This is a genomic window from Kribbella sp. WER1, from assembly GCF_054189145.1.
This window is the reverse complement of sequence record NZ_CM135186.1, coordinates 2087124-2101486: the sequence shown is the minus strand read 5'-3', so window position 1 is coordinate 2101486 and position 14363 is coordinate 2087124. Positions and strand designations below refer to the sequence as shown.

The window sequence follows — 14363 nt, the reverse complement described above, 5'->3', positions numbered from 1 at the left end:
GAGCGCCCGTCCGCGCGGCGTCAGCTGGTACGCGTACCGGGTCGGCCGGTCCTGGTACGCGACCTTGTCGACAATCCGACTGTCGACAAGCCCGTTCAGCCGCTCGGTCAGCACCTTGCGGGAGATGGGCAGCGATCCGGCGAGCTCGTCGAACCGGGACAGCCCGCGGGCCAGATCGCGGACGATCAGCAGTTCCCAGCCGTCGCCGATGACGCCGAGGGACTGCGCGATCGCACAGTCCGGCTCGGGCGAGAAGCTGCTCCGCCGCACGGTCGCACCCGCGGAGCTGCCCGGCGCGCTCGCCTGGGTGTACCCGACGCTGTACCTGGTCGAGGACCGCGGCATGTCGGCGCAGCAGGCCGGCTTCGCCGCGGCGGCGTACGGCGTGGGGCTGGTCGGTGGCAACCTCGGCGGCGGCTGGTTCGGCGACCGCTTCGGCCTCCGGACGACGGCGCTCGCGAGTCAGCTGTTGTGGGCGGTCAGCTGTGTCGCGATGCCGTTCACGCCGGGCGCGTCGATCGCGGTCTCGCTGCCCGCGGAACGCCGCCGCGAAGGGATCGCGCTGTCCCGGACCGCGACGAACGCCGGCTTCACGATCGGCCCGCCGCTCGGCGGTCTGCTCGCGACGTACGACTTCTCGCTGGTCTTCTTCCTCGACGCGGCGACCAGTCTCGTGATGGCCGCGATCGTATGGCGCTGGGTCCCGGCGGCCCGGCGTACCCGGACCGCCGCGCCGACCGGGCTGTGGAAGTCCGTTCTCCGCGACCGCGCGGTCCTCGTGGTGCTCGCGACGATCGTGGTCGTCGACACGGTCTACCGGCAGATCTTCGCGACGCTGCCGCTGCTGCTGCGCGACGCGGGTGATCGCGGGCGGCTTCGCGTGTATCGGCATCGGGCAGGCGATCGTCGGCGTCTGGCCGGCGCTCGCCGGCGCGGCGGTGGCGATCGTGGTGCTGACCGCGGGGGAGATGCTCTACAAGCCGACCGCCACGGCGCATGTCGCGGACGCCGCGCCGGAGGGGATGGTCGGGCGGTACTCCAGCCTGTACGCGGCCGCGTCGATCAGCGGGATGTTCCTCGCCCCGGCCCTCGGCGGTTCGGCGTACCAGCATGCGCCCCGGCTCCTCTACCCGGTCGCGGCGGTGCTCGCGCTCGCGGCGGCCGGCGTACTGCTGGTCACTCGGGCAGCGGCGCCGGACGTCCTTCCCAGCGCGTCGACAGTACGACCGTCGTCCGCGTCCTGACCACGCCGTTCACCCGGCGCAGCGAGCCGACGACCGCCTCGAGCTGGGTGACGTCGGCGACCCGGACCTTGACCACCAGTTCCTGGTCGCCGGCGACGAACCAGCAGTCCTCGACGGCGGGGATCTCCCGGACCTGCTCGACGATGTCGTCGGTCTCCACGTCGTCACGCTGGAACAGGCCGATCAGTGCGCTGGTGCCGAGCCCGACCTGGTCCGGGGCGACGACGGCGCGGTACCCGAGCAGGACGCCGCGCTCCTCGAGCCGCCGTACCCGCTCCTGCACGCTCGGGCCGGACAGGCCGACCTCGCGGCCGAGTTCGGCCCAGCTGGAGCGGCCGTTCAGTCGCAGCGCCTCGATGAGCTGCCGGTCGATCGCGTCCATGACGTCTCCTGTTCACCGCAGATTCTAAGGCAGGGAATGCTTTGTGCCTTCAATTCGTTTGTGACAGCGTAGTACTTGCCGTACAATTTGAGGTACCGGGGACAGTCCACCCCGGCTCCGCCGTATCAACCCTGTGAAGGAACCATGATCACCCCTGATGTTGCCCGTGCCCGTATCGACGAGCGGCACCGCGCCGCGGCGCAGGCCCGTCGTGCGCACGCCGTCCCGTCCACCTGGCGCCGGCTGCTGACCCGTACCGCCCGGAAGAGCTAACTCGACCGCCACGAGATAGGCTCTGCACCATGCAATCGCTCCTGGTGCCGCTGATCGCGGTCGTACAAGAGGCCGCGGTCGACGCCTCGCACATCTCGAAGTGGTGGTTCGGCGGGTTCGCGCTGTTCGTCCTCGTCCTGCTGCTGCTCGTCACCGTCATCATGGGCAAGGGCCGGCCGCACAGCTGACCGCTGTGGTGAAGGGCTGACGTGGCTTCCGTGGAGCGGGTACGACGCATCGGCGTGATGGGCGGCACGTTCGACCCGATCCATCACGGCCACCTGGTCGCGGCCAGCGAGGTGCAGTCGTACTTCGACCTGGACGAGGTCATCTTCGTCCCGACCGGCCAGCCGTGGCAGAAGTCGGACCGCAAGGTCTCCCCGGCCGAGGACCGGTACCTGATGACGGTGATCGCGACCGCGTCGAACCCGCGGTTCTCGGTCAGCCGCGTCGACATCGACCGGCCGGGGCCGACGTACACGATCGACACCCTGCGGGACCTGTCCAGGCTGTACCCGGACGCGGAGCTGTTCTTCATCACCGGCGCCGACGCGCTCGCCCAGATCCTCACTTGGCGGGACGTGGACGAGATGTTCAAGCTCGCCCAGTTCGTCGGCTGTACCCGGCCGGGGACCGAGGGGCTCGAGCTGCCGCTGGACCGGTTGCCGATGGACCGGATCACCCTGCTCGAGGTGCCGGCGCTGGCGATCTCGTCCACCGAGTGCCGGGCCCGGGTCGCCAAGGGCAACCCGACCTGGTACCTGGTGCCGGACGGCATCGTCCAGTACATCGCCAAGCGTGAGCTCTACGCCAACCGTTAGGACGTTTTATGCCTGCCAGTGAACGCGCCATCGAGCTGCTGACCGCGGCCGCGGAAGCTGCACACGACAAGAAGGCCGAGAACGTGCTCGCCTTCGACGTGTCCGAGCAGCTCGCGATCACCGACGCGTTCCTGGTCGCGTCCGCCTCCAACGACCGCCAGGTGCGCGCGATCGTGGACGCCATCGAGGAGAAGCTCCGCGTCGACTTCGACGCCAAGCCGGTCCGCCGCGAAGGCGCCCGCGAGGGTCGCTGGGTGCTGCTCGACTACCTGGAGATCGTCATCCACGTCCAGCACGACGAGGAGCGCGCCTTCTACTCCCTGGAGCGGTTGTGGCGCGACTGCCCCACGATCACGCTGCCGTCCGAGTCGGCCCCGGCTGCCGCTGAATGACCGCCGGACGGCTGATCGTCTGGCGCCACGGCCGGACCGAGTGGAACCTCCAGAACAAGATGCAGGGCCAGGCCGACATCCCCCTCGACGAGGTCGGCATCGCCCAGGCCCGCGCCGCCGCCGCCCGCCTCGCGGCCCTCGCCCCCACCCGCCTGTTCGCCAGCGACCTGCAGCGCGCCGCCGCCACCGCCGGTGAACTCGCCGTCCTCACCGACCTCAAGATCCAGTACGACGAGGCCCTGCGCGAGATCGACGTCGACGACTGGGCCGGCCTCACCTCCGCCGAACTCGCCGCCCTCAACCCCGAAGCCGCCGCCCGCATGAAAAGCGGCGAACCCCAACGCCGCGGCACCAACGGCGAAACCGTCGAAGAAGTAGCCACCCGCTTCGCCGCCGCCCTCACCCGCATCTCCACCGAAGGCACCCCCGAAGACACCATCGTCGTCGCCACCCACGGCCTCGCCGCCCGCGTCGGCATCTGCGTCTTCCTGGGCATCCCCCAACCCCACTGGCCCGCCTTCGGCGGCCTCTCCAACTGCAACTGGGTCTCCCTCCTCCCCGGCCGCCACGGCTGGCGAATCGAAGAATGGAACGCCGGCTCCCTCCCCGAACCAGTAATGAGCGACGACCCCCAAAAATAACCACCCGCGAACACCCACCCCAGCCACCGCGACGCGGCGACTGCTATCTGCCGCCTCCGGCGGCGCGCAAGCTGTTCCAGTGCTGCGCGTGCCCTAGCGAAGCAACTGCTCCCCGCGTGGGGTTTGTGAAGATCGCCGTTTCGCGGCGACTGCCTGTCGGCCGCCTGCGGCGGCGCGCAAGCTGTTCCGTGGTGCGCATGCCCTGGCGAGGCAACTGATCCCACGCAGGGCTCCGGCGAAGCAACTGCCGGCTCAGGATGCGGCAGATGCACCAACCCGTGCGAGTGCATCCATCGCACCACCCCAGCGGGCGGCTGAAGGCCTTGAAACACCACCCCTCGAAGGTGGGACAGACACGCGTCGCAGAAGCGACGTACTGTAATCACCGCGCGCCCGACACCCCTGAAACCAAGGTGTCCTGGACCACACCAGCCCCACGAGGGAACCGATTTTTCTTTGCGGCCTCTCATCCGCTAAGCTTTCGGAGTCGCAAGGACACCGCGGGGCTTTGGCGCAGTTGGTAGCGCGCTTCCATGGCATGGAAGAGGTCAGGGGTTCGAATCCCCTAAGCTCCACCACAGATCGGAGGCCGGTCTCCCACTCGGGAGATCGGCTTTTTGTATGACCTGAGTGACTAACTGAGTGACGATCGGTTCCGGGGCGATCTCGCCACGAACGACGTCATGAGAAGCGCTAGTGGACGTCTTCGGAATCGGTGGTTGAGAGGGTTTCGGCCCAGTCGGTGGACCATCGGACGAGTGGGCGGAGGGCGCGGTGGGCGCTGCGGCCAAGTTCGGTGAGGGCGTAGGTGGTGTCTGGGTGCTGCTCGACGATGGCGGCTTCGAGTAGTTCGGTCAGGCGTTGTCGGAGGACGCTGGAGGACATGTTGTCGCAGCGTTCCTGCAAGGCACGGAATCCGACGGGTCCCTGGCGCAGTTCCCAGATGATTCGCAGGTTCCATCTGCGGCCGAACAGGTCGAGGGCGGCCATCAGCGGCCGGCCGGTGGTCGAACCTCGGACCGCTCGTCCGGGCCTGGGCGCTGCCATCCGTCGTACCGTCCCCTCTTGCTGCTTCGATATTCGACACACTATCGTGTGCCTCGTCGCTTCGATTTCCGAAGCGCTTGTGGTTGCTGCCGAACGGAGTTTGCCGTGCACAAGTTGCTGGTGCTGTATCCCGAGCCCGCCGATCGCGACCACTTCCGCGAGTACTACGTGAGCAAGCACCTCCCGCTGGTCGCGCGCATGCCCGGTCTGCTCGCGTGGCGCTACAGCTTCGAGGTGGAGGCGACACAGGGACCGGCGCCGTACTTCGCGGTCTTTGAGGCCGAGTTCGCCGACGCTGCGGCGATGACCGCGGCGAGGTCGTCTGCGGAGGGCCAGCAGGTGTCGGCCGATGTCGCCAACTACGCCACCGGTGGTGTGGTCGTCATCGACTATGCGGTGCAGGACGGCGCCTGCTGAGCCTTGCTCTTGCCAACCCGTGGCGAGCGCGAGGAGGGCGTTCGGCTGCTGGCGCCGGGCTCGGTTGATTCAGCGCGCGCGGCGGTAGTGCATGGCCACTACGCCGTTGCGGAGCGGCTCTGCCGAGACGAGTTCGAGTCGGCGCGTGCTGGGCAGGCCGCCCTGGTACAGCGTCGGGCCGTGGCCGGCGATCCTGGGGTGGACGAGCATCTGGTACTCGTCGATCAGGTCAAGCCGGTCGAGTTCGGTCGCGAGCTTGCCGCTTCCGAGAAGGACCCCGGCCGGGGTCGCGTCCTTGAGCTTCTGCACGCCCTCACGCAGATCGCCCGCGATGTGGTGGCTATTGGTCCACGGGAAGTCGGTGCGCGTCGACGACACCACGTACTTGGGTTTGGCATCGAGCTTGATCGCCCACTCCCGCACGGCCGGCGGCGCCTCCTCGTCGCCGCGGGCGACGGCCGGCCAGTAGCTCTCCATCATCTCGTAGGTGACGCGACCCCACAGCATCGCGCCGCCCTCGTCCATGAGCCGCGTGAAGAACGCGTGCGTCTCGTCGTCGGCGATCCCCTCCTGGTGGTCGACGCAACCATCCAGGGTCAGGTTGAGGCTGAACGTGAGGAGTCCCATGGCCGGCGAGCCTAGCGCCAGTACGGCGACGTGTCCGTGCTTCGCTGCGCCGCCTCCGTCTGTGGTGAGCGATCTCGTGGGCGGACGCGCTGTGTGAGGTCGATCGTGGTCGGTGGCTCGCCGTACGGCGAGAGTTGGGTGACTGTTGGGCCTAGCCGGAGCTTCGGGTCGGTCCGGGATCGCTGTTCCAGTTGGTCATCGGCTGCGATGTCGCCGGCGTCTCCGGCCCGTAGCAGCTGTGCGAGTTCGTCGGTCTGGGGGTCGGTGATCTCGGCGCCGACCTCGTCCCAGAGGAGTGCTTCGTGACCGAAGCGGTGCAGGAGTTCCATGACTACGTACGTCCGGATGAATCCCGGCCCGGACAGGTCCGACTTCGGCGCGACGCCGTAGTGCGTGGGGTCCAGGCGGCCGCTGCGGTAGCCCGTCCAGACTTCTGCGGCGGTCTCGAAGGGCGCGCCCTCGCCGGTCAGTAGATCGCGGGCGTCGAACGAACGGCTGTCCGGCTCGAGTTCGGGGTCGAATCGCTGCCAGCGGTGGCCGTTCCACCATTCGGCCACGATGTGATCGCCGCGGAAGTCTTTCGGTCCGGGGAAGTAGCTGGTGAATCCCACGCGGGTCCGCGCGGGGGTCCCGTGCTCGCGAAGGGCGGCGACCGCGAGCAGGGCATGGTCGCGGCAGCATCCCGCCACCCGGTCGTCGGGCGGCCGTGGGGACAGCAGTGGGCCAGGGGTCCGTGCCTGATCGAGGTCCAGGACTGTTGAGATCCATCGTGAATTGATCTCGTCGTGGCGGTCGTCGTGGAGGAGGTGCGCTTCGGCGCGGTAGTGGAGGATCAGGTTGCTGACGGCCGTGCTGATTTCCTCGATCCCGGAGAGATCACGGAGCAGCTGACTGTGTTGCCCTGGATCGGAGAAGGCGGAGTGTCGCGCGAATCTGTTCATGGCGGCCTATCGGGCTCGGCCCTTTCCGTCTGGCGGTAGCGTGGTTGTTGTGACGGGTGAGGGGGAGGCGTTGGGTGGGGGCATGGTGAATGTGGGGGCTGTGGTTCGTCGGGGTGGGGTGGTGGAGCGGCCGGCGGGGCGGAATGCGGGGGCGGTGCATGCTTATCTGCTGGCGTTGAGGGAGCGGGGGTTTGGTGGGGCGCCGGTGCCGGTTGGGTTGACTGGGGATGGGCGGGAGGAGTTGACGTTCATCGCTGGTGATGTGGCTTTGCCGCCGTTTGCGGAGTGGGCGATGACGCGGGGTGCTTTGGAGTCGGTGGGGAGGCTGTTGCGGGGGCTGCATGATGCCAGTGCGGGGGTTGCGGTTGATGCGGATGTTGAGTGGGCTCGGGATTTTGCTGATCCGGAGGGGGGGAACGATGTTGTGCCACAACGATGTGTGTGTGGAGAACGTCGTGTTCCGGGATGGGCGTGCTGTTGGGGTGATTGATTTCGATACGGCGGCGCCGGGGCGGCCGATTTGGGATCTGGCTATGGCGGCTCGTTACTGGGTGCCGATGCTTGATCCTGCGTCTGCCGCCGGTTCGTACCCGGGCGGGTTGGATGCGGCGGCGCGGTTGCGGGTCTTGGCGGACAGCTATGGGCTTGGGGCGGAGGATCGGGCTCGGCTGCCGGAGGTTGTCGAGCAGGCTACGGAGGTTTGTCGGGCGTTTGTGGCCGGGCGCGTTGCCAGTGGGGATCCTGTCTTTGTGCGGGCGCTTGCGGAGCGGGGTGGCTGGGAGCGGTGGGATCGCTTGCAGGCCTGGTTGAGCGAGCAGCATGGGACATTCACCGCAGCTTTGCTGGACTGATCGGCCGGGTGTTCGAGGACGACGGCGCGTCTGTTCGGTGGGTGCCGGTGTGGTCGACAAGGAAGCGGTAGCCGTGGCGGCTTGTCCATTCGATGGCGCCGGTGGGCAGCCGTCGGCTTCTCCAGCCGCCGAAGGTCTTGGCGCGGTGGTGGAGTCGGGTGAGGGGTATGAGGTTGTCGGTACTGGTTTGGCCGCCGCGGCCGGGTGGTCCGGTGCGGTCGTAGGGCCTGATGTGGTCTTGGTCCATTCGTGGGGTTGCCTCGGCTCCGCTGTACGGGAACATGTCGACGGGGTGGCGTAGGCGGACTCGTTCGCGGAGGCGGTCGGGGATCTCGTACGCGTGGACACTGAGCTGGTCGTTGAGGTCGATGACGGGCTTGACGACGACTTGGTCGTGGCCGAGCAGTTCGCCGAGTTGGGTGGCGAGGAGGGGGCCGAGCTCTTCGACTCGGAGTACGCCGGTGCCGGTCGTGAGGGTGTGGTCGGTGAGGTGTACGTACAGGGTGTGACGGCGGGGGCTGCTGGTGCCTGCGGTGCGATCGTTGCTGTGGGCATCTTGTTTGACGGCGGCGAGTTTGGTTGGCAGGGAGTCGGCCAGAGCCTGCCGCGTGAATGCGTCGTCGGCGGGCTCGGGAGGTGGTGTTGGGGAGGCCTCGGTGTGGGCCAGGTGGCGGGCTACGGCGATCAGGTGGTGGGCGGCTGTGGGGTCGGCGATCCAGCCGATTGCTTTCGCACGGCGTTCGTCGAGCGGGGCTGTGTCGCCGAGGGTCTTCAGTGCGCGGGCCAGGTCGTCGATGGTGGCGTCGAAGCGGATCACGTCGCCTGCTGCGGCGCGTACCCAGAAGCGCTTTGTGCCGTGGATGTCCGACTGGGCTACGAAGACGCCGCGCGTTCTGGCTGCGGCCTCGGCTTGGTCCTGGGCCTGGGTGGGATCGGCTTCCAGGACTGCTGCCTTGGTGATTCTCGACAGGGCGCCTGGGGTGACTGTGTTGACGATGCCTGCTACTCGGCGGTCGACCAGGGCGGCGGCTTCGGGGGACAACGTGAGGCAGGCGTCGGCGATCTTCCGGGCGCGCCAGGCGGCGGCCTTGCCGGCCAGGACAGCTGCCCACACTTTGGGTAGGCGGTGGCGCAATGCCAGGGCTTCTCCGATCAGTGAGGCTGCGGCTCCGCTCGACATCCCCACGACCGCGCCGAACTCGATGGGCGCGAATTCTGCGACCCCAGGGCATCCTTCGCCGCCGTAGACGCGGAGCCTCTCGAGGCCGGGCAGAGGGCCGCCGCGTAGGGGATCGTCTGGGTAGCCCTCGAGTACGGCGTTCCGGTCGGCGAAGGCCAGGGCTGCTTGGAGTAGGCCCACGGCGGCCTGTTCTTGGAGTTGGGCGCACTCGGCCGCCGCGGCCAGCACGCCGGCGGTGTCGAGGTCATCCAGCTCACAATCGAACATATGTTCATGGTAGGTCACGAAATGGTCTCGGCCAAATCGGCAAGGGGATGAAATCCCCTGCAGGTAAGGGAAGTGCCGACACGCCGGAGGTCTGGGTGTCGCTAGAGATGCTCGAGTGCGAGGCTGCGTACGGGGAGTGCCAACTCGGTCAGTTCGCCGCCGTCGGCGAAGCGGAGGCAGCGGGTGGCCGCGGCCAGGATTGCGACGCGGGCGGTCGGGCCGTCGAGGAAGCGGGCGAGCGCGACGCGGAGTCGCTCGGCGAGCGCCGGATACGCGAGCGTCGTACAGAGAAGCGTGGGCTGATGTCGATCTCGATGCCGAAGAACGCTCTGATGCCGTCGTTGACGTCGGCAGCGTCCACGCCGTGGTCGGGCACGGGATGTGTCGCGAGCGTATGGAGTGCGGTGTCGAGATCGGTCAGCCAGCTGGTGGAGATCTGCGGCTCGTGCGTCGGTGCCAGGTCGGTCGAGATGGCGGGGTCGGCGACGAGGTGCTGAGTTCTCCGCGCATTCGTCGATCGTGGTCGCTCCACTCGCGCCAGCGTTTGACGGTTGGTTTGGGTACGCCGCGGATCGCGTTGGCAGCCAGGTTCGACTCGAGGTAGTCGCCGTCGCCCCACTCAGGATCGGCGTACACGACCCGCAACCCGGCGTCCTCGCCGGAGTCGAGTACGCGGCAACCGACGGAATGCAGCCGCGAGGTGTGGATCGGCGTACCGATCTGCTGGACCTGGAACTCTTGGGCTGCCCACTCCAGATGGCCTTCCATCCAGCTGCGCCTCGCTCGATCCCCGGTCATGAGTACTTGTCGTATCAGTGGATGCCGCGGGTGAGGGTGGCGGCGGTGGGGTGGGTTATGGGGTGCATGGTGGCTAGGTGTTGGCGGACGCGGGACTCGAATTCGGTGCGTTGGGGTGTGGGGAGGGCGTCGATGAAGGCTCTTGAGCCGTGGGAGAGGGCCCAGTTCCAGAAGGTGTCGGCGTCGGGGACGTGGAGGCGTTGCTCGACGTCGGTCTGGGTGACGGTGTGGAAGCCGGTGGCGGTGAGGAGTTGCTCGCCGTTGAGGGGGCGGCCGAGGCGGCCTTTGCCTGTGGGGATGTAGGGCTGGTACTCGCGGAACAGCGCGCCGTAGAAGTCCCATTCCGGTGCGTCCTTGACGTCGCACGGGGTCGAGAACGAGAACACGCCGCCGGGTCGCAGTACCCGGCGTACCTCGGCGGCGGTGGCCGCGGGGTCGTCGAGTAGGTGGATGACGAAGCCGGCGCAGACCAGGTCGAAGCTTGCGTCGGGGAAGTCGAGGTGGTGCGCGTCCATCACGCGGGTCTCGGCGGTCGGGTGCAGTCGCGCGAGTTTGGCGACCATCGCGGGTGCCGCGTCGACGGCGGTGACCTTGCAGCCGTGGTCGAGCAGTACGCCGGTGAGCGATCCGCTGCCGGCGCCGAGGTCGAGGGCGGCCGTGCCGGGTCGGGGATCCAGCCAGTCGACGTGCAGTTCGGCGAATCCCCGGAAGAACGGAAGGATCTCGTCGTACCCAGCCGCCAGTTCGTCGAAGAGGCGGATCGCGCGCGCTGTGTGCTCGCTCATTCTGATGAGTCTGGCAGCCGCGACGACGGGAAGGGAAACAGTTTTAGAGGACCGGTATCCCAGGATTCCGGACCGGCGCCACCACGCCCCGACGTCGGACTGCACGATGGCCAGATGGTCAAGTACGTCCTTACCGCCGCGGCCGTGTATCTCGGAGCCGTCGGACTCGCGTTGCTGTTCGTCCCGGCGCAGTTCGGCGTCGGCGCCGTACCGGAGGATGCGTCGCCGGAGCTCCTGGCATTGCTGCGATTGCTCGGCGGGCCGTTTCTGGGTATCGCGTTGCTCAATTGGCTGACCCGCAAGGCGGCAAATACTCCTGTTTTACTGGCGAATCTCGTCGGATTCGGTGTTGTCGCCGCCAACGATCTTGCCGGAGTTGCCACCGGCAACGCGCGCGATCTCGCGCGGGTGTTCCTCGTCGTGCATCTCGCCTTCGCGATCCTGTTCGCCGTCGCGTGGACGCGCCGGCGCCGAACGGCGACGGCTTGACGCGCTCACGACCGAGTCTGCGTACGCCGGAACGCCCGCGGACTCACCCCGAACCTGGCCGCGAACGCCTGCCGCAACGTCTCGGCCGAACTGAACCCGCACCGGCGGGCGATCTGCGACAACTGGAGCTCCGTGGTCGCCGCCAGCCGGGCCGCGATCTCCAGCCGCATCCGCCGTACGGCGTTGGCCGGCGACTCCCCGGTGTGCTCGCGGAACAGGCGCGTGAGCTGCCGACCGCTGACGCCCGCGCGAGCGGCCAACGCGGCGACGCTGAGGTCGGCGTCCGGGTGTGCGACGACGTAATCGGTCACCAGTCGTACGACGGCATGATCCGGGCGCGGCGCCGCGGTGAACATGCTCATCTGCGCCTGGTTCCCGGGCCGCTGCAGGTACGTGACCATGCCCATCGCGACCCAGCGCGCGAGTTCGGCGCCGTGGTCCTCTTCGACGAACGCGAGTGTCAGGTCGAGCGACGCCGTCACGCCGCCCGAGGTCGCGATCGCGCCGTCCCGGACGAAGATCGGCGACGGATCGACCTGCACGGCCGGATACGCCCGGTCGAGCTCGGCGGCGTACAGCCAGTGCGTGGTTGCGCGCTTGCCGTCGAGCAGCCGCGCCGCGGCGAGTACGGTCGCACCCGTGCACACGGACGCCACCCGCCGAGCGCCGGCGGCGAGCCGGCGTACCTGCCGTACGAGTTCGACGTCACGCGCCGCCGTCTGATGCCCTGCACCGCCGGACACGATCACCGTGTCGACCCGCCGTACCGTCTCGAGCCGCGCCTGGGCCTGCAACGTCAGCCCGGTCTCGCAACGGACCGCGCCGCCGCCGACCGTCGCGAGCACGACCTGGTACGCCGGATCCGCGCCGAGTCGGTTCGCGAGCCCGAGCGCCGTGGTGACGCAGGCGATGTCCACCAGCTCCGCGTCGTCGTACCCGACGACGACCACCCGGTGCGGCATCATTGGCCCACCGTACTGTGAATCACTGCGGCGGAGTACGCCTCACATCCGGGCGCGGAGTACGTCGAACTCGCCGCCCGGCTCGTTCGGGTCGAACCCGTGCTCGATCAGCCAGCGCGACGCCCGCAAGCTGCGCAGGGACCACAAGGCGCGGATCACCTCGACGTCCACGTCCATGCCGTACCCGGCGAGCAGGTCGTCGAGGCATTCCTCGTGTCCGAGCGTGAGAACGGCGAGGTCGTTCAACGGGTCGCCCTGGCTCGCCTCGGACCAGTCGATGATGCCGGTGACCTCGTCGCCTTGGGTGAAGATATGGGTGATCTGCAGGTCGCCGTGCGCGAACACCGGCTCCCACGGGCGGAACGCCAGCTCGGCGATCTCGCGATTGTGGACGATCACCTCGGCCGGAAGGACCTCGTTCGCGATCAGCCACTCGCACTCGCGGTCCAGCCACTCGGTGACCCGCTCACTGCTCGGCGCCGGCCACGGCGGTAACGGTGCCTCATGCAACTTCCGTACGGCGGCCCCGGCCGCGGCCCACGCCTCCGGCGACGCGGGCGACGGCTCCCCGAGCCGCCCGAGCGCTGTCCCGGGTACGGCGGCCAGCGCGAGCACGTTCGGCTTGTGCCACAGCACCTCCGGCGTCGGCACCGGCGCCAGCTGGATCGCCGCGGCCTCGATCTCGAGGTTCCGCGCGTTGCCGTCGATCTTCACGAACATGTCCCCGACGCGCAGGGTCGTCCGTTCACTGTGCGCCACGACCACCTGAACCTCGTCCACGGCACGCATTCTCCCGACCGCGGCGGCTGAGGTCACCCGGTTTATCGCGGGATCGCGGCGAGGAAGGGGTGGACGGTCTCCAGGAAGGCTTCGGGAGCGGAGGAGAAGACTACGTGGCCGGTGTCGAACGTAGTCAGCGTGGCGTTCGGCAGGTGTTTGTGGGTCTCGCGGCCGGCCCGGAGCGGGGCCGCGGTGTCCTTGGTGCCCCAGATGATCATGGTCGGCGCGGTGAGACGGTCGGCCTGGGCGTGCAGGTCGTGGTCGGGGGTGGCGAAACTGCGCCACATCGACGCGGCGAGGGCGGCGCCGTGGGCGGTCCGGGCGCGGGCGACCGTACGGTCGACGATCGCGTGGTCGCTCGGCGTCCGCGGACGCATGTAGCTGCGGACGAAGTAGGGCATCAGGCGCTTCGCGACGGCCGGCGTACCGATGGTGCGGAAGAGCGTACGGGAGAACGGGTCGTGGCCCGCGAAGCCGCCGCTGTCGACCAGCACGAGGCCGGCGACGCGCTCCGGGTGGCGAATCGCGAGACGGGCGGCCGCGAAACCGCCGACGGAGTTGCCGATCAGGCGGAGGTCGCGCAGGTCCTGGGCGAGGGTCAGCTCCTCGAGTACGTCGGCCAGCAGGGGAGCGGTCACCGCCCGGCCGCCCGCGTCCGGGTCCGACTCGCCGTGGCCGGGCCAGTCGACGGCGATCACGCGGTGGTCCGCGGCGAGCGCTTGCAGGACGGGGTCGAAGTCGTGGCGGTCGTGCAGCGTGGCGTGCAGGAGGACGAGGACGGGGCCGGATCCGGTGTCGGAGTACGCGACCCGGCCCGCGGACGACGGAAGGTACGGCATGGTGGGATGCTCCTTCGAGCGGTTCATTGACCGACCGGTCGGTCAAACCATACGATAGCCGGGTGAGTAACGACACTGTGGGGAAGCGGCAGGCTGCGGCCGCCGAGACTCGGCAGCGGTTGGTCGACGCGGGCCTGCGGTTGGCTGAGCGGACCGGGCTGATGGGGCTGAGTGTCAACCTGCTCGTGGAGGAGGCGGGGGTCTCGAAGGGGACGTTCTTCCATCACTTCGGCGATCGGTCGGCGTATGTGATCTCGTTGCATCGTGAGTTTCATGACCGGCTGTTCGGGCAGATCCGTGCGGCGATGCGCGGTCTCGAACCTGGTGCGGATCGGTTGGATGCGATCGCTCGCACTTATCTCGATACGTGCCTGGAGCATCGGGGTGTGCGTGCTCTGCTGTTGGAGGCTCGTGCGGATCCGCAGATCGCCGACGAGATCCTTGCTCGCAACACCACCAGCGCGAAGGAGGTCCGGGCGGACTTCGCTGCGCTGGGTTGGCCCGATCCGCAGCAGACCGCGCGACTCTGGGTCGGGCTGGTTGCGGAGGTGGCTCTACTCGAGCATGCGGGCTCTCGCCGCGATCCCAAACTCCGCCGCGCCCTGACGCAACTGACCAGGCGCTGAC

20 protein-coding genes, 1 tRNA gene and 2 pseudogenes are annotated in these 14363 nt (G+C 68.6%); 12 read left to right on the top strand and 11 right to left on the bottom strand.

The window, feature by feature from the left end; all coding sequences use genetic code 11:
* Positions 1-36: 36 nt before the first annotated feature.
* A pseudogene (locus ACXJJ3_RS10260) lies at positions 37-345 on the bottom strand (winged helix-turn-helix transcriptional regulator); the annotation flags it as partial.
* Here ACXJJ3_RS10260 and ACXJJ3_RS10255 point away from each other — a divergent pair.
* Together ACXJJ3_RS10255 and ACXJJ3_RS10250 are read left to right on the top strand one after the other, a co-directional pair.
* Positions 344-793, top strand: a pseudogene (locus ACXJJ3_RS10255) (MFS transporter); the annotation flags it as partial. The pseudogenes ACXJJ3_RS10260 and ACXJJ3_RS10255 overlap by 2 nt on opposite strands.
* 67 nt (positions 794-860) lie before the next feature.
* Entirely contained in the window at positions 861-1244 is a 384-nt protein-coding gene (locus ACXJJ3_RS10250; RefSeq protein WP_458169735.1) for a hypothetical protein, read from the top strand.
* Here ACXJJ3_RS10250 and ACXJJ3_RS10245 read toward each other — a convergent pair.
* Positions 1177-1626, bottom strand: coding sequence for an Lrp/AsnC family transcriptional regulator (locus ACXJJ3_RS10245; RefSeq protein WP_209698918.1), 450 nt, complete (start codon positions 1624-1626; stop codon positions 1177-1179). The two genes, ACXJJ3_RS10250 and ACXJJ3_RS10245, sit on opposite strands and share 68 nt — an antisense overlap.
* A 144-nt stretch (positions 1627-1770) precedes the next feature.
* Here ACXJJ3_RS10245 and ACXJJ3_RS10240 point away from each other — a divergent pair, with 144 nt between their 5' ends.
* From ACXJJ3_RS10240 to ACXJJ3_RS10215, 6 genes are all read left to right on the top strand, one after another.
* The gene (locus ACXJJ3_RS10240) at positions 1771-1899 is read left to right on the top strand and encodes a hypothetical protein (protein WP_380198860.1); all 129 of its coding nucleotides are present in this window, start codon (positions 1771-1773) and stop codon (positions 1897-1899) included.
* A 29-nt stretch (positions 1900-1928) separates the two neighbouring features.
* A complete protein-coding gene (locus ACXJJ3_RS10235; protein ID WP_458169734.1) occupies positions 1929-2087 on the top strand; it encodes a hypothetical protein in 159 nt (52 codons plus the stop codon).
* Positions 2088-2108: 21 nt separating this feature from the next.
* Positions 2109-2720 carry a nicotinate-nucleotide adenylyltransferase gene (nadD, locus tag ACXJJ3_RS10230; protein WP_458169733.1) on the top strand — a complete coding sequence of 204 codons (612 nt, stop codon included), beginning with the start codon at positions 2109-2111 and terminating at the stop codon, positions 2718-2720.
* A gap of 8 nt (positions 2721-2728) precedes the next feature.
* Entirely contained in the window at positions 2729-3112 is a 384-nt protein-coding gene (rsfS, locus tag ACXJJ3_RS10225) for a ribosome silencing factor (RefSeq protein ID WP_458169732.1), read from the top strand.
* Positions 3109-3753 carry a histidine phosphatase family protein gene (locus ACXJJ3_RS10220; protein ID WP_458169731.1) on the top strand — a complete coding sequence of 215 codons (645 nt, stop codon included), beginning with the start codon at positions 3109-3111 and terminating at the stop codon, positions 3751-3753. The genes rsfS and ACXJJ3_RS10220 overlap by 4 nt, the downstream gene beginning before the upstream one ends.
* Before the next feature lie 502 nt (positions 3754-4255).
* A tRNA-Ala gene (locus ACXJJ3_RS10215) sits at positions 4256-4331 on the top strand.
* A 115-nt stretch (positions 4332-4446) separates the two neighbouring features.
* Here the strand turns inward: ACXJJ3_RS10215 and ACXJJ3_RS10210 are convergent.
* The gene (locus tag ACXJJ3_RS10210) at positions 4447-4743 is read right to left on the bottom strand and encodes a winged helix-turn-helix transcriptional regulator (RefSeq protein WP_458169730.1); all 297 of its coding nucleotides are present in this window, start codon (positions 4741-4743) and stop codon (positions 4447-4449) included.
* A gap of 162 nt (positions 4744-4905) precedes the next feature.
* On the opposite strand from ACXJJ3_RS10210, the gene ACXJJ3_RS10205 reads away from it, so the two are divergent.
* Positions 4906-5217 carry an EthD family reductase gene (locus tag ACXJJ3_RS10205; protein ID WP_458169729.1) on the top strand — a complete coding sequence of 104 codons (312 nt, stop codon included), beginning with the start codon at positions 4906-4908 and terminating at the stop codon, positions 5215-5217.
* 69 nt (positions 5218-5286) lie between these two features.
* On the opposite strand, the gene ACXJJ3_RS10200 is transcribed toward ACXJJ3_RS10205, so the two are convergent.
* Both ACXJJ3_RS10200 and ACXJJ3_RS10195 read right to left on the bottom strand, forming a co-directional pair.
* A complete protein-coding gene (locus ACXJJ3_RS10200) occupies positions 5287-5844 on the bottom strand; it encodes a dihydrofolate reductase family protein (RefSeq protein WP_458169728.1) in 558 nt (185 codons plus the stop codon).
* A gap of 11 nt (positions 5845-5855) precedes the next feature.
* On the bottom strand, positions 5856-6785 hold the full coding sequence (locus tag ACXJJ3_RS10195) for a transglutaminase-like domain-containing protein (protein WP_458169727.1): 930 nt from the start codon (positions 6783-6785) through the stop codon (positions 5856-5858).
* A 341-nt stretch (positions 6786-7126) separates the two neighbouring features.
* On the opposite strand from ACXJJ3_RS10195, the gene ACXJJ3_RS10190 reads away from it, so the two are divergent.
* The gene (locus ACXJJ3_RS10190; RefSeq protein WP_458169726.1) at positions 7127-7636 is read left to right on the top strand and encodes a phosphotransferase; all 510 of its coding nucleotides are present in this window, start codon (positions 7127-7129) and stop codon (positions 7634-7636) included.
* On the opposite strand, the gene ACXJJ3_RS10185 is transcribed toward ACXJJ3_RS10190, so the two are convergent.
* The 3 genes from ACXJJ3_RS10185 to ACXJJ3_RS10175 form a co-directional block, all read right to left on the bottom strand.
* Positions 7614-9083: an HNH endonuclease signature motif containing protein gene (locus ACXJJ3_RS10185; RefSeq protein WP_458169725.1), complete on the bottom strand. Its 1470-nt coding sequence runs from the start codon at positions 9081-9083 to the stop codon at positions 7614-7616. The two genes, ACXJJ3_RS10190 and ACXJJ3_RS10185, sit on opposite strands and share 23 nt — an antisense overlap.
* 417 nt (positions 9084-9500) lie before the next feature.
* Positions 9501-9851: a hypothetical protein gene (locus tag ACXJJ3_RS10180; protein WP_458169724.1), complete on the bottom strand. Its 351-nt coding sequence runs from the start codon at positions 9849-9851 to the stop codon at positions 9501-9503.
* Between the two features lie 44 nt (positions 9852-9895).
* Positions 9896-10666, bottom strand: coding sequence for a class I SAM-dependent methyltransferase (locus ACXJJ3_RS10175; protein ID WP_458169723.1), 771 nt, complete (start codon positions 10664-10666; stop codon positions 9896-9898).
* Between the two features lie 114 nt (positions 10667-10780).
* Between ACXJJ3_RS10175 and ACXJJ3_RS10170 the strand changes: the two genes are divergently transcribed.
* Entirely contained in the window at positions 10781-11155 is a 375-nt protein-coding gene (locus ACXJJ3_RS10170) for a hypothetical protein (RefSeq protein WP_458169722.1), read from the top strand.
* A 5-nt stretch (positions 11156-11160) separates the two neighbouring features.
* Here the strand turns inward: ACXJJ3_RS10170 and ACXJJ3_RS10165 are convergent, their stop codons facing one another.
* The 3 genes from ACXJJ3_RS10165 to ACXJJ3_RS10155 are packed head-to-tail and all read right to left on the bottom strand — an operon-like array spanning position 11161 to position 13736.
* Positions 11161-12120: a GlxA family transcriptional regulator gene (locus ACXJJ3_RS10165; RefSeq protein ID WP_458169721.1), complete on the bottom strand. Its 960-nt coding sequence runs from the start codon at positions 12118-12120 to the stop codon at positions 11161-11163.
* Between the two features lie 39 nt (positions 12121-12159).
* The gene (locus ACXJJ3_RS10160; protein ID WP_458169720.1) at positions 12160-12897 is read right to left on the bottom strand and encodes a phosphotransferase family protein; all 738 of its coding nucleotides are present in this window, start codon (positions 12895-12897) and stop codon (positions 12160-12162) included.
* 41 nt (positions 12898-12938) lie between these two features.
* Entirely contained in the window at positions 12939-13736 is a 798-nt protein-coding gene (locus ACXJJ3_RS10155; RefSeq protein WP_458169719.1) for an alpha/beta fold hydrolase, read from the bottom strand.
* A 26-nt stretch (positions 13737-13762) separates the two neighbouring features.
* Between ACXJJ3_RS10155 and ACXJJ3_RS10150 the strand changes: the two genes are divergently transcribed.
* A complete protein-coding gene (locus ACXJJ3_RS10150) occupies positions 13763-14362 on the top strand; it encodes a TetR/AcrR family transcriptional regulator (RefSeq protein ID WP_458169718.1) in 600 nt (199 codons plus the stop codon).
* The last annotated feature ends 1 nt before the right edge of the window (position 14363 follow it).

Coding starts and splice junctions, on each gene's coding strand:
- ACXJJ3_RS10210 (WP_458169730.1), bottom strand. CDS start 4,743: ATGGCCGCCCTCGACCTGTTCGGCCGCAGATGGAACCTGCGAATCATC.
- rsfS (WP_458169732.1), top strand. CDS start 2,729: ATGCCTGCCAGTGAACGCGCCATCGAGCTGCTGACCGCGGCCGCGGAA.
- ACXJJ3_RS10180 (WP_458169724.1), bottom strand. CDS start 9,851: ATGGAAGGCCATCTGGAGTGGGCAGCCCAAGAGTTCCAGGTCCAGCAG.
- ACXJJ3_RS10155 (WP_458169719.1), bottom strand. CDS start 13,736: ATGCCGTACCTTCCGTCGTCCGCGGGCCGGGTCGCGTACTCCGACACC.
- ACXJJ3_RS10175 (WP_458169723.1), bottom strand. CDS start 10,666: ATGAGCGAGCACACAGCGCGCGCGATCCGCCTCTTCGACGAACTGGCG.
- ACXJJ3_RS10245 (WP_209698918.1), bottom strand. CDS start 1,626: ATGGACGCGATCGACCGGCAGCTCATCGAGGCGCTGCGACTGAACGGC.
- ACXJJ3_RS10220 (WP_458169731.1), top strand. CDS start 3,109: ATGACCGCCGGACGGCTGATCGTCTGGCGCCACGGCCGGACCGAGTGG.
- ACXJJ3_RS10240 (WP_380198860.1), top strand. CDS start 1,771: ATGATCACCCCTGATGTTGCCCGTGCCCGTATCGACGAGCGGCACCGC.
- ACXJJ3_RS10170 (WP_458169722.1), top strand. CDS start 10,781: ATGGTCAAGTACGTCCTTACCGCCGCGGCCGTGTATCTCGGAGCCGTC.
- ACXJJ3_RS10195 (WP_458169727.1), bottom strand. CDS start 6,785: ATGAACAGATTCGCGCGACACTCCGCCTTCTCCGATCCAGGGCAACAC.
- ACXJJ3_RS10185 (WP_458169725.1), bottom strand. CDS start 9,083: ATGTTCGATTGTGAGCTGGATGACCTCGACACCGCCGGCGTGCTGGCC.
- ACXJJ3_RS10200 (WP_458169728.1), bottom strand. CDS start 5,844: ATGGGACTCCTCACGTTCAGCCTCAACCTGACCCTGGATGGTTGCGTC.
- ACXJJ3_RS10165 (WP_458169721.1), bottom strand. CDS start 12,120: ATGATGCCGCACCGGGTGGTCGTCGTCGGGTACGACGACGCGGAGCTG.
- ACXJJ3_RS10190 (WP_458169726.1), top strand. CDS start 7,127: ATGATGCCAGTGCGGGGGTTGCGGTTGATGCGGATGTTGAGTGGGCTC.
- ACXJJ3_RS10235 (WP_458169734.1), top strand. CDS start 1,929: ATGCAATCGCTCCTGGTGCCGCTGATCGCGGTCGTACAAGAGGCCGCG.